Source organism: Vibrio sp. 10N.286.48.B8, from assembly GCF_003050085.1.
Lineage (GTDB): Bacteria > Pseudomonadota > Gammaproteobacteria > Enterobacterales > Vibrionaceae > Vibrio > Vibrio crassostreae.
Window position 1 is genome coordinate 159,227 of record NZ_PIGD01000001.1, and the last position, 12,723, is coordinate 171,949.

The following is a 12,723-nucleotide window of genomic DNA, read 5'->3' on the forward strand; positions in this document are numbered from 1 at the left end:
CCTTTTATATTTATGCTTTAACCCACTTCATCGCTCGCGAAGTGAGTTTTCCTTAGCTCGTAAAATAGGTTTTAACCAATAACTCAATACTGTTTTTTCGCCGGTCAAGATATCAACCGCGACTTGCATCCCTGGGATAATGCTAAAGGCAGAGTTTTGTTGCTGGTCTTCGTTTAACTGAATATGGGCTCGGTAATAGGCGTTGCCATCTTCCGTTTGCAAGGCATCGGCACTGACATAAGTTACCTCACCTTTAAGCCCGCCATAAATGACAAAATCATAAGCAGTGAATTTAATCGTGGCGCCCAAACCTTTATGCACAAATGCAATATCCTGTGGCGAGATTCTGGCTTCAACAATCAACTGGCTGTTCGACGGAATCAGCTCAATAATCGGCTCACCTGGTCTCACCACACCGCCAATGGTGCGAACAAATATCTCTTTCACCGTGCCATCAACAGGCGCTAAGATTTCCGTGCGTTTCAGCTGGTCGGCAATCGCTTGTTGGCTTTCATTCAATTGCGCGATTTTACTGGCCACCTCATTTAATTGACCTTGTACCTTGGCACGAAAATCGAGTGCGATGCTGCGATGGTCAGCTATCGATTCTGAGTAAGCGGCTATCTGTTTTTGAGCCGCTACTTTTGAGCTGGCTATATCACCCTTTAGCTTCACCACATCGCGGTTCAATTTCAGCAGTTCAACCTCAGCAACCGCACCGCTCGCGACCACGTCTTTGAGCATGTTGCGCTCACGAATAACGATATCGAGACTACTTTCTAAGGTCTGGATATTATTTAGCGTATCGACACGCGCTTGGTCTTGTTGCTCGATGCGAAGTGCTGCCTCTTCGAGCTCCGATTTCAACTGACCTAAACGCTCTCGGTAGTTCGCTTTTGCGTTCATTAACGCGGGATGACTTGATACATCAACAGCGATATCTTGTGGCACCAAGACCACTCGCTCATACCACTCTTTCGCATCGTTATTTAAAACAACCGTCGACAATTCAGCTTTTAACCTTAATTGCTGAGCAAGCAAGGTATCCGCTTGTTGAGCCGACTCTAAAAAAGCGGCTTTAAAACGCGTGTCTTCCAACTTAGCCAGAGGCTGACCTTTCACCACAGATTGACCTTGTCTTACCATGATCTCTTGAACAAGGCCGCCTTCTAAGCTCTGAATGGTTTGTACTGATAGGCTAGGCACAACTTTGCCTTCACCGATCACCACTTCTTCTAGTGTTGCCCATGTCGCCCAACCGATAATCGAGACAATGAGTAGAGCACTTAGCCAAATCAGCTTACGAGAACGGAATGCCAAGTGATTGTTGGTCCACTGAATATCATTACTCATGACGACCTCCCTTCACCACTGAAACCGTCTTAAAACGACTTGTTCCTTTGGGAGCGCTTTTCTTCTGTAGAGAGAGGATATCTTTTGGTTCCCCCTCAGCTACGATCTGACCTTTATCCAACACAACCACTCGATCACACATCATCAAGAACGAAGATTTATGCGAACTGATTAACATTGAAGTTTCTCTAGGCATGCTTTGTAGTGCATTGAAGAACTGTATCTCGGCTTGATTATCAAGTGCGCTGGTCGGCTCATCCATGATCAATAGCTTTGGACAACGATAAAGCGCCCTTGCGATAGCCACAGCTTGGCGTTGGCCTCCTGAAAGCAATCGGCCACCTTCACCAACTGGCGTTTCTAAGCCATTGCTTAAGCGTCCCAGATAACCATTCAAACCCGACTGTTGTAGCGCTTGTCTTAGCTTCTCTTCATCAACGTTAGTCGCACCAAGCGTGACGTTGTCGTAAACACTGCCAAAGATAAGATTAGTGGTTTGCCCTACCCAGCCCATGCCACTGCGCAAGACACTGGTTGGCCATAATTGCCCATCGATTTCTTGATAGAAAGCTTGACCTGTTGTGGGTAAATACTGACGAGCAACAATCGATAGTAGGGTTGTTTTGCCCGCACCTGCTGCACCAACAAGGCCAACTCGTTCACCTGGTTTTATCTCAAGAGAGATTTCCTTTAACGCTGGGCTTTGAGTTTCTGGATAGGTAAATGTGACTTCATCCAACCTAACCCCGCCATCAAAGTCGCCCTTATCGATCACTTGGTGCTTAGACTCTTCCTGAGGTAGCTCCATGATCTGATTTAGGCCTTCAACAGCCGATCGTGTTTGTTGGAATCTCAGCATTAAAAGAGAAAGTTGATTCACCGAGCTTGCAGCGCGTCCACTCAACATCACGACAGCAATTAACCCACCCATACTTAGCAAGCCCTCTGAGATTTGATACACACCGAAGATGATCAGAGTAATGGTGACAATCTGCTGACTGGATTGAATAGAGTGCGTCACGATATTTGAGTAATGACGAGATTGAGTCTGCCATTGAGAAAGCGATGAAATAGTCTGCTCCCAACGCTTTTGAGTAATACCTTCCGCGTTGTTTTGTTTGATGTCCGGAAGGGTCGTTAAACAATCAAACAGCTGCGCTTGTCTTTGTGTTGATAAACGCGCGGTTTCATCGAATGTTTTCTCGACTTTGCCTTTCATCGCTATGCTCAACACAATCAGCACCAACATGATGGCAACTGGGATGAACATCATCGCCCCACCGAGCCAACCGATAAGGAACAGGAACAACAAGGTGAACGGTAAGTCGACTAACGTGACCAAAGAGATGGAAGTGAAGAAGTCTTTCACGCTGTCGAAGTCTTGAAGCTGTCTGGCAAATGCACCTACCGATTGAGGTCGATTTTCCAACTTCATACCGAGTACTTTAGAGAACAGTTGAGAAGACAACTTGTTGTCTATATAGCGCCCCGCCATATCAGTCACAGAGCTTCGTGAGCTTCTCAATACCCAATCAAAAACAACCACAATACCCACACCGGCGGCCAGTACCCAAAGAGTGTTGAACGCTTGGTTTGGTACCACACGGTCGTATACGTTCATGGTAAAGAGCGGAACGACTAGCGCCAATACGTTAATCAAGAACGAAGCGATAAACAGGTCTCGGTACCAAGGTTTCACTTCTTTGACGACACGCCATAACCAACGAGTGTTGGATTTACTGTCACTGCGTTCATGGGATTGTACACGAGCATCATCAAGCGCTTGAGCACCCACTTGCCACACATACGGTTCCACTTGAGTAACCAAATCTTTTAAGAGGGTTTGTTGGCTTGAATTGGTTCCGCAATCCAATACATGAAAGTCACCACCGGAACTTTGGGTGACGACAAGAGGCATCCCTGTCGCAGAATTAACGGCAACAACCGGAAACTGACATTGAGTCAGCAACTCTTTTTTTACATGACTCAGAGTCAAGCCTGATTTCTCAATCGCTCTTGGGAAAAGGGACTCATTAAGCCTTCCTTGGTCTAAAGGTAGGCCAGACACTATTTTGGACGGGTGGCTACGCACATTAAAATGCTCACACAACCACTCCACACAACCTAGCCAGCTGTCTTTTTGTACTACCAATCTAAACATCCTTTTATAGACTGTACATCTAACTTACAGCGTTAAATTATTGTCTTCTATCATTTTTTGTAAAATTTGTGCTTCTAATGCACTGCTACTATCACCCTGATACAAATCATCATACGTAACATCGGCGAGCAAGATATTTTGTTGGACGTCATCGTCTCCATTGGCCTTAATCGAAATCGTTACGCCTTCCGCTGATTCTTCTAGATCGAGGTACTGTGTCGCACCTAGACCTGTAGTTATGTCTAGGGCACCAAGGATACCTGACAAATCAATCGCATCCGTGTCTGGTGAGGCATCAAAATCTTGGACCACATCGAAGCTCGGCGCATCTGCACTACCTAAACCTGAAGATGCAAATACAAAGCTATCCGAGCCTGTACCACCAATTAACAAATCATTGTCATCTGTTGCAGTAATCGTAGAGTCACCTTCAGCCACAAATTCAACCGATACGGTTTGCGGGAGCCCTACTGCTTGGTTATTGCCGATTTCGGCTGATGGCTCAATCGTTAGATCAAACTGATCACCACTGTTGTAGCCCCCGGTAATCGCTAAATTAGGCACATCCGCTAATTCCACGACATACTGACCATCGACCATAGAACCATGCGAGAAAGTTAAACCTGCTGGGATGTTATAGATGGCAATAAAACCCTCTTCGGAATCAGCAGGATTAACGAGGGAAAGGTCTAAACCAAGAGGAATCGAGCCACTCGCTTCAGCGACAATTGATGGGTATTCAAGGCTTAGCAAAGGAGCATCGGGCTCAGGTGTAATCACCAAAGTCATATCTTGTGAACTTGGTTCGCCAGTATCTGTGACCAAATTACCAAGCACCGTATTTTGGTCAACCGTTTGACCAGTGATCGTAATATCGAGGTTACCCCAAGCGTCTCCGGCAAAGAACTCAAGCTCATCAACAGAACTTGCTTTAACGAGGATCGTAGCCTGTATGATGCCGCCAACATTAGTGAAAGAGCTTGTTTCAGAGCCAATACGAATTCTATCAAGCCCAATTAAACCCGAAGGATCAGAAGTCCCATTCACTGTGACTGTAATTAATAAGAACTCATCACTGTTGGTCTCGAAGCTATTCGCATCAAGTGGAATAACAATGCCTTCATCTTCACTGCCAGTCATCTGTTCAGGTAAGTCGAAGAATTCCACCTTATCACCAATTGGGTTCACACCAACGGTAAAGTCAGATTCGGTATAGCGGATTTCAGTGGTGCCGATTTCTTGAGTGATTGCCTCAAACACCAGGTTCATGTCTCCACTGAAATCTCTCGGTGGCATAATGACCAAGTTCGCAAGTTGGCTTGGATCTAATTGCCACTCATAAGTAGGGTTTCCATTGAACGTGCCGCCATCTGCGCCGTTGTTTGGAACCAACTCATAAGAGTCTCCCACTTTTATCGCAACCACGGCGCCTTCAGGTACACCTTTTAATGCCAAAGACATATTTTCAGAGCCATCTTGGTCAATCAGCTCTGCGCTAAGTGATGACAATGAAATATAGTTGTCTTCATCGCCGACAATATCTTGCGTTACTAAGTTTGCCGCATCAGCAACAGGTTCAACCGTGATCGTCACTACGGTCGTTTTATCTTGTGTATCCGTTTCAGCCACGCAATCCGCTTCATCGGTAATATTGGCTGTTACCGTTAAGGTAATTTCGCCGCTGTAATGTTCAGGTGGTGTCACCAACACATCACTCAAACGGCTAGGATCGGTTACCGTCCAAGTACCATTGCCGTTATCAACCAACAAGCCAGTATCGGCAGGACTCTCCGACAATGTCACACCATTTGATACCGTAATCGTCAGAGAGTTAACGGTTTCTTTACCAGTAGCGCTGTTGCCTTCACCCGTGATTAACTGGCCGTCTTCAACGCTATCTCCAAGAACAAGCTCAAGATTAAGATCCGTAGTGATGTCTTCTTGGATTGTTGTCGAATCCGTTGCAACCGTAATGTCATCGACAACAGGTAGCACTTGAATGCTGATCGTTTGATTTGTCGTGACTGTTTCACCATTACACGGCGAGGTTTCGACCGTTTCTATAGTAAAGTCAATGCACCCTGCAAAGTCTTCATCTAACCCAGTTAGCGATAACTTCGATAGGCCATCAGCAGTAATCGAATAACCGACGACTTCGCCAGCCGCGTCATATTCAGCAATAACACCATCACCTGAAATCTCAACGCCTTCAGGAAGAGAATCGGCCGGAATATAGAAAGAGATAGTGTTGTCTGGGTCACTGGCAACATCAGTATTTAATAGACCCGTGAGATCGATATCTTCACCTTCTAGCGTTTTAATATCACCATCTGGTTGGATTGGACTTGGAGGCCCAACAGGGTCACAAGAACCGCCCCCGCCGTCATGGCCTGTAATCTGAATTTGGAATGAGGTATCAATATATTTCGAATCTTCGCCATCAATAACACGAGCACGCACCACAATATCTAACACAGGGGTGTCGCTTGGGCTGGAGATCGTCATGCCACTTAAGATTTCTTGAGCCAGTTCTTGGATAGAATCACTCGTCAGGCCGTTTGCAGAGATAATCCAGTTTCCTGAAATATCTTGAGCGGCTCCGTTCGGGTGGTCGATAATCAGCGAATAGCCATCAGGCACATCGATCAAGATATAATCCAAGTACTCTGAGCCATCCATATCTGCGTCAACAAAAGTAACCGCATCCGACACGTTGACTGGAGAACCGTCATCACTAATGTATAGCTGACCAGAACTCTCCAAACGAGTATCTGACTCGACCCTTGCATCTACGGTGACACTGATTGATCCTGAAATATCCTTTACATCAGTCGCGCCTGTCGGCGAAGTATCGGTAACTTCATAGGTAATTGGGATCGAAAATGTACCGCTCAAATCTTCAGTAGCGGTGACTGACAGTCTTCCGCTACTTAAAAGCTCGGACAGTGTTGGCGTCGTAGAGTCTAATAAGCTTTCTAAATCTAACCCTGAAACCGGCACATCAATTACACTGCCATCAAAATAAAGACTCAGATCAGCAGGAAGGCTGTCAATCACATAACCCGTTAAAGACTCACTTCCATCAACATCTTGATTCACTGATGGCTCTAGATTCAATCCAATTTGGCTGTCTTCAATACCTTGAGTACTAACTGTTTGACCATCTTCTTGATCAACAACAGGCGCTAACTCTACTTTTAACGTCATCGGGAACTCACCCGAATCACCATCAGGCTCAGTTGAAATAGCGATAACGGTAAGTTCCAGTTCCCCACTGAAATCAGCAACTGGCTTAAGATACAAATCATTCAATTGTGCGTTAGAGACTTGGAATACCGGCCCAGTGACATCATCCACATACGCAATCGTTAGCGATACGGGCTGACCCAACGCATCCACCAGCAAAGTTCCCTCAGGGATGTTGGTTAGCAGTACGTTAATCTCTTCTGAAACATCGTCGTCCGAAGTTTGGACCACAAAATCCAGTCGAATCAAACCATCTTCGTTAAGCACCGATTGATTACTGATAACTTTAGTATCGCTATTGTACTCCCAGTGCGCGTTGCCTCCGTCCACAACGATAGGCTCATCCACTACACCTTTTAAGAAAATATCAATGGTTTTAGTATCGCTTGATGCCTGCCCGTTAATTGGGATAAGTGAATCGATAGTCGATTCTGTTGCAACCGCTGTTACATTTATAGATAAGTCTTCAGTAAAGGAACTGATGTCCTCTTTGGGCTGAATATAAGCAACACCATTTTCGATTGCGCTCGCAGGAACGAAGTAAGTATTTGCTCCAATTACAGCAGTACCTTCTCCTAAAATTGACCAACCTTCCGGCACTTCAATAATGTAGCTCAGAGTTTCAGAACCATCAGTGTCTGTCAGGGTCCCCTCAATAACATCTTTTAAATAAATAGGTTCATCTTCCAGACCTTTGTAATCCTTAACAGATAAAATTGGTTTATCCGCATCAGGAGAGACCTCTACGATGACAGTATGAACATTATCAGCCGTTTTATCGGCAGGATCATCGAAGGAGTTTCCGGATTCAGTGGCAATCGCAGTAATTTCAAATTCAAATCGACCCGCTAAGTTTTCATCAGCTCTGATTTCCATTTTGTCGATTTGATTCTGAGTGTACTCCTTATCCTCTTGAACGGCATTTCCGTTCAAGGTGATATTCAGACCATCGGGAATACCACTTATCGTATAAGTTAGTGTTTCCGACGAATCTTGGTCAACGAGTTGAGCGGTAATATCAAGCTTGATAGGGTCAGCGTCATCTTCCACAGATTGATAAGTGAATACTGAATCAGACCAATCGGGAGCGTCTGCAACAGGTAAAACAGAAACCGCAATATCGGCTGTGAGTTCTTTTGGAACCGTATCCGTGCTAATGATGGCGTTAATCGCCAAAATAACCGTCGACGTCGTATTGGATTCATGGAGGGCCGGACGATAGGTTAACTGTCCATTCGGACCAGTAAACTGACTATCAATCGCTGTCAGCTGACTTCCTGATAAGGTGACCTTGCCGTCAACAACTTGAAGTAGCACCCCATCAAGGTACAAGCTACCACCGTTTAGCGATGCTTCAGAGAATTCGATAGCCGTAACCGTTTCGCTTTGGTCAATATCACCGGTTGAGACACTGACGACAATAATCGCATCGTTATCTTCTGTGGTTTCAGAATCTTCATAGCGAATAAAACCTTCGTTATCATCCAATATAAGCTCTGCGTTACTAACGACTTCATCGCCATCCGCATCTCGCACCAAGTAATCAATGTCATCGACAATCTTAGGATCGGCAGGATTAGTCGTTACATTCTGGTTCGTAGTTAACTGGTAGCTACCATCTGGTGAGAGCGTAAACTGGCCGTAAGTGGAACCGCCATCATAATCATTAATTAGATTGATCGTGATCGGTGTACCGACGTTATCAAAGGTATACGTGGCATTTCGATAAGTGAAGCTAATAATTTCTGCGCCGTCTGCGCCTGCAAATTCTTCGGTTAGGAACTGTCCATTGAGGTTATCACCCTCAACCATTTCAATAGAACCATCTCGAGCAGTCGGAACATCATCTGTTACGTTGACAGAATAAATAGCAGGATCAGAACTGTCTCCATCCGCATCATTAACTGTCAGTTCAAAATTAAGAGCTAGATTGTTTTCACCATCGCCCGTGGCATGGTCTAGTGGTGCGTAGAGATCAAATTCAGTGGTTCCGTCAGTATTAAAGCGAATCCTAAATACGTTGTTGCCGTCAGTATCTTGCCCATAATACCAACCATCAGAATCAGCAGCTTTAAGGGAGATCGCTTTCCCAGCACTGGTGTAGCCAAGTGAATCAAAAGCAGCGGTGTTGACCGTGACAGAAACAACATCATCAGAGCCTTCAATAATACCTAAAGAAGGACTGCTATCTTCGACTCCAACTTGCTGACCATCTCCTAGCAAACCATCTTCATCAACTGAGATGCCTCCAGTCACCGAAATTTCAGGATCTTTACCGTCATAGATTTTTATATCAGACGCTTGCGAGTCTCTAGAACCATCGGAATCAATGGTGACGATAGAAGCTGGAATCGTCAGCTCGGTGTCTTTAGAACCTGAGCCATGATCAATGGACTGATACAGCTCAATAACGACATCAACGCTTGTTGAGCCATTGGCTTCAAGGCTGAAGCTATCTGGTAATTTGACTCTGAAAACAGCATCACCATTGCCAAGAACCGCATCAAAGGTACCATTACCGTTATCACGCCAAGTCAGCGCTTCACCATTGCTGGTTACCGCTATACCATCGCTATCAAGAACAGCTTGGCCCGTAGTCACATCCAAACCTAAGAAAACCAGTGGATCATTCCCTGCGGTAACGGCTAAGCTCACGTTTGCTGTTGACCCAACTCCCGATGGAGTACTATCAGCCACGGGAATTTCACTCAGTTCAACCGTTCCTGAACCAATCGTTGGTTCACCGCCATCAGTCACTGATACATTCAAGGTTAATTTGGTTACATCATTGTCATCATCTTTGGCGGTAACAACGAATGGAAGTTGGTCTGTAATGTTATCTTGGTCAAGCCCCTTAAAGAGTTCAAAAGTATAAGTAACATCAGTATCCGCCTCACCTGAAGGAGAGGTAAAGCTCAAGGTGAATGCTTTATTGTCAGCACTTTCAGAACCAACATAGCCAGTAAGTTCACTTCCATCCGCAGAGACCACATAAATGATCTGTACACCGCCACTAAATAACTGCGGCTGATCTGCAGCACCGAAAAATACGGACTCGACAAAGTCACTCCCGACGTTGAGATTAAACATACCAGTATCAGAAACACTGCCATTAATAAGATCAGATTCGTCCACAGCAGCATTGCTAGTTGAAGTTAGTACCGGATCGCCCCCATCCTGGATAATCCAATCAAACTGCCCTTGTTCTAAAGCAGTACCATCTAAGTCTTCTCCATCAATGATAAGTGGCAGGGTAATAGAATCGTTGCTGATCAGGTGGTTTATAGGCTGCTCTAGGACTAATGTGACATCTGCGAGAACATCAATACCACTAGCAACCGCACTCAACGTTAGTGTGAATATCGTTTCACCATTTGCTTGTGCGGTAATCGTTTTACCATCATTGGCTAACGTGTAAGTTAGTGGGAACTCCTCATCTCCAGTCGTTAAGCCCAAGGCGTCTAGCTGCACTAAGGTATTGGTATTAAAGACAATCGAGGCGGGATCTGGATTATCTGAGCCTGCGGAAACAGTAAACTGACCGACGACAGTTTGGACTCCATCAGATACGTCACCTTCAGAGCTGGTCGTTGTCCCATCGACAACTAACCCCGCATCACCATCAAAAATATCGATGACTGCCGTACCAGTTCCGAAATCATTACTGCTATCGCCTGCGACATAGTTGAAAGTGATGTTTTGAGCTACGGTGTGATCTAAGTTTCTGTTGGCGACAAACGTCCAGTGACCATTTGCAAAGACGGTTAAAACACCTTCATCAAGAGTAAATGATACAGGGGCACTGCCTGATATTGTTTGTGTCAACCCATCAACTTCAACGCTTTTTATGGTTAGATGGGTATCAAGATCGATGTCGTTATTGAGTACATTGCCAGATACCACTTCACCTTCAATAACTTCATAAGATTCATCAAAAATGAGTGGGTCAGAATCTTTAATAACAATAGGTAAATGGCCAATAACGAGCTCTGTGGTACCATCCGCATCCGTTTGTAAACCCTCAATGACCAGAGCGGTCTGAATTGAGTCTAAACCAGCCTCTTGATCGATCGCCTGATAGAAGTTGATGTTTACGTTACTGCCGGAAATCGCGGCATCAAATACTACTTGCCCATCGCTTCGAGTACCCGTTAGGCTTTGTTTGTCACCTGATACAGCAATCGTTATTGACAAACCTTGAGATGTTAACGACTCAGCTATATTTTGGTCATCGCTAAATGAAAAATCTGCAAAATCAATCCGTATATCTGACGACTGGCTTTCACTTCCAAAGATCCCGACAATAGTTTCCGAAAACACCACAAACTCAGGAAGAATAATCGTCGGCATGTCATCAATGGCTTCGTTGCCAACTGTATTGAAAACTTTTGCGTCGATCGTCCATTCTGTAGTCGAATCAAGGGCAGAAATATCAATATTCTCCACCACCCAGTTACCCGAAGAGTCAACAACCCCTTCAAAGACTAAGGTCTGAGTCCCATCGTTTACTTCAATGTAAACTGGTAGCCCTTCTGCAACATTGGTGGTACCTTGCATCGTGGTAAGTTGGCTACTACGAAAGGCCAAAATGCTAAAGCCGTCTAGCGTATCAATATCAATAACAGGCGAGACGGTATCAATAACAATGACCCCTGTACTATTTACCGCAGTCGCTGGGTTACCAGCTATATCAATAGTGTCAGCCTCGATGGTAATGCTACCATCAGCAAAGCTCGTTAAATCTACGCCTTCCACAGACCAAGCGCCATTGACTATGGTTGCCGTTAGAACGATAACGTTGGTGGTGCTGTCTGAAATTCGGATGTTGACCGTTTGGCCATCCTCAACATTTTGCACGATACCGAAGAATTTAGCGGATTGAATTTCGAAACTGTTGAGGACACCATCGCCTCCATCATCAACACTCGCTGTAATACTCGCTAACGTATCCTTAACAATGGTGTCACTAGCCGTGGTAGGGTTTCCGGCGATATCTATAGCGTTAGCAACAACCGTCAGCTCCCCTTCCGCAAAGCTTGAGTAGTCTTGAAGGGTGAGAGTCCATGTACCACCCGATACGGTCGTTGTGTATTCTTGCGTGAAGCCTTGGCTATCGGCAATGGAAATGCTTATCGTCTGACCATCTTCAACATTGGCAACAGTACCGACTAGTACTCCGTTGGAAATTTCAAATTGGTTATAAAACTCATCACCAAAACCATCAAAATCGACATCGATTGTGGCTAGGGTGTCTTTGATTGTAGAGTCGTTGGCCGCAATGCTGTTACCAAACTCATCAGCAATCACCGCATCAACCTTCAGGTCTCCTTCAGCCAATGAAGAGAGATCAACGCCGTTTACAGCATAGGTTTCATCGCTTGTGGTTGCCGTTGTGGTTACCGTATTACCATTAATGTCAGTGATCGTTAGAAGAACGGTACGTCCATCTCGGACATCAACAGCGGTACCGGTGATCGTGACACCTGGTACTTCAAACTGGTTTTCGTAACCATCACCACCATCTAAAATATCTACGGTTAACGCGGCACTCGGTAAAAGTATGTCGAGGTTGCCTTCATTGGAAGTTGTGTCGTCTTCAAAATATTCTGTTGGTCGAGTATCAAAACCGGCTTCTGCCAGGGTTTCGTCGAGTGTAGATCGGACATAGGCAATAAAAGAGGCACTAGCGCTAGGTTGGTCGTTTGAAGCACTCGGCTGTTCTGGCGAGCTTTCAATGTTGTTTACAAGCTGTAGAACAACCTCTTCCAACTGTTGTTCTACCGCTTCTATTTGCGGTTCTGTCAGAGGTTGAGTCTGCTCCAAGCTCTGAGGTTCAATACTCACAACTTGCACACCATCGACCTTCGCTTGCGTAGCAGGTAATGGCTGCCAAGTACCGTCAGGAAATACCTGCCAAGTTACCCCGCCAACTTCGATATATAAAATAGGATCCATCCTAAACC

At 45.2% G+C, this 12,723-nt stretch carries 3 protein-coding genes; all 3 read right to left on the bottom strand.

What is annotated here, in order from left to right; all coding sequences use genetic code 11:
• Window positions 1-27 precede the first annotated feature (27 nt).
• From CWO08_RS00705 to CWO08_RS00715, 3 genes are read right to left on the bottom strand one after another with little or no spacing between them, the layout of a single operon-like run.
• Window positions 28-1,353 carry an HlyD family type I secretion periplasmic adaptor subunit gene (locus CWO08_RS00705; protein ID WP_107898391.1) on the bottom strand — a complete coding sequence of 442 codons (1,326 nt, stop codon included), beginning with the start codon at window positions 1,351-1,353 and terminating at the stop codon, window positions 28-30.
• A complete protein-coding gene (locus CWO08_RS00710) occupies window positions 1,346-3,505 on the bottom strand; it encodes a type I secretion system permease/ATPase (RefSeq protein ID WP_108019480.1) in 2,160 nt (719 codons plus the stop codon). The genes CWO08_RS00705 and CWO08_RS00710 overlap by 8 nt, the downstream gene beginning before the upstream one ends.
• A 33-nt stretch (window positions 3,506-3,538) precedes the next feature.
• Window positions 3,539-12,715 carry an RTX toxin gene (locus CWO08_RS00715; RefSeq protein WP_108019482.1) on the bottom strand — a complete coding sequence of 3,059 codons (9,177 nt, stop codon included), beginning with the start codon at window positions 12,713-12,715 and terminating at the stop codon, window positions 3,539-3,541.
• Window positions 12,716-12,723: the final 8 nt, after the last annotated feature.

Excerpts from the sequence above, each read along its gene's own strand:
- CWO08_RS00705 (WP_107898391.1), bottom strand. The coding sequence starts at position 1,353 with ATGAGTAATGATATTCAGTGGACCAACAATCACTTGGCATTCCGTTCT.
- CWO08_RS00715 (WP_108019482.1), bottom strand. The coding sequence starts at position 12,715 with ATGGATCCTATTTTATATATCGAAGTTGGCGGGGTAACTTGGCAGGTA.